A 1,076-nucleotide genomic window follows, 5' to 3' on the forward strand; every position below is an offset into this window, starting at 1 on the left:
AAAAATAGTACCGCTCGAAAGCCGCTACGAAAGATATATGCGAAAGCAGCGATAAAATTTGAGCCGGTTTCATTCTGTCTTTGTGATCTCCTATTTTATGAAAAACCCACTATATCGTTATTTTATCTACTTTGATAAACATCCGTAAGACTAAAGTCCAATCTTTCAAATTTTTAAATTTTATCCCAAAAGCTTTTAAATTTAGTTCGCAACGTTATATTAAATCGACCATAAGTAAATTTAGCGCACGCTATTAATACCCCATTTTATTTATTTGAACTACATTGAGTTCCGGATAAAAAATAACCTCGTGATCATAATCGTCCGGCTGTCCCCATTCATGCTCTTTTTTGTGCCATATTCGCCTTTTATCGTTAATTAGCGCCGTTAGGTTTAAATTTTCGATCGAGCCATAGATCAGATATTCCTTATCACCTGCATAATGATATGACGGCATCGCCCACGATAGTTTAAATTCGCGCAAATTTGTAGTTTCAGCTATGCAATCGGACTTGGAAACAAACTCATAGCCCTCTTGCAACATTTTTTGTTGCGTCAAAATAAAAGGCTTATCCGCCTTTATAAAATGTGCGTAACAGATACAAGTCTGTATTTTTTCACTACACGATAAAGGAGGACTTTTTTTGCGATAAATAAGCAAAGTTTCTCCCTTCGTATTTGTTAAGGCTTCAAATTTAGCCAAATTTTTATTTTCTATATATGAAAAATCCGTATTAAGGGGTGAAAATAGAAAGGCTATAAATAAAACAAACAATATCAATGCCGCAAACGGTAATATCAATGCTGCGAGTATGGCGATCTTGATGACTTTCCACAATGTTTTTAATATCTTTACTGCTTGCATTAAGATTTACCTCCTCTCTATTTTAAAATTTACTGCGGTATTTATAAACCGCACCGCCGATCTTAGCGGCTTTAAAATTTCATCGCGCAAGCTTGCTTCTAAGGCCGTAATAAGGATAATCCATCGCCGCGACGGCAATCTCTCGCGCCGAGGCGCCTGCAAATTTTTCGATCACGCAAAGTCCAAGCTCTATGGAGCTGCTTACGCCGCC

General features: G+C 37.1%; 1 protein-coding gene. It reads right to left on the minus strand.

The annotated features are described in order from the left end of the window. Nucleotides 1-253: 253 nt before the first annotated feature. Nucleotides 254-865 carry a hypothetical protein gene (locus tag Q0605_RS08465; RefSeq protein WP_298706132.1) on the minus strand — a complete coding sequence of 204 codons (612 nt, stop codon included), beginning with the start codon at nucleotides 863-865 and terminating at the stop codon, nucleotides 254-256. Nucleotides 866-1,076 lie beyond the last annotated feature (211 nt).

The sequence above is a fragment of the uncultured Campylobacter sp. genome (genome assembly GCF_938017705.1).
Taxonomy (GTDB): domain Bacteria; phylum Campylobacterota; class Campylobacteria; order Campylobacterales; family Campylobacteraceae; genus Campylobacter_B.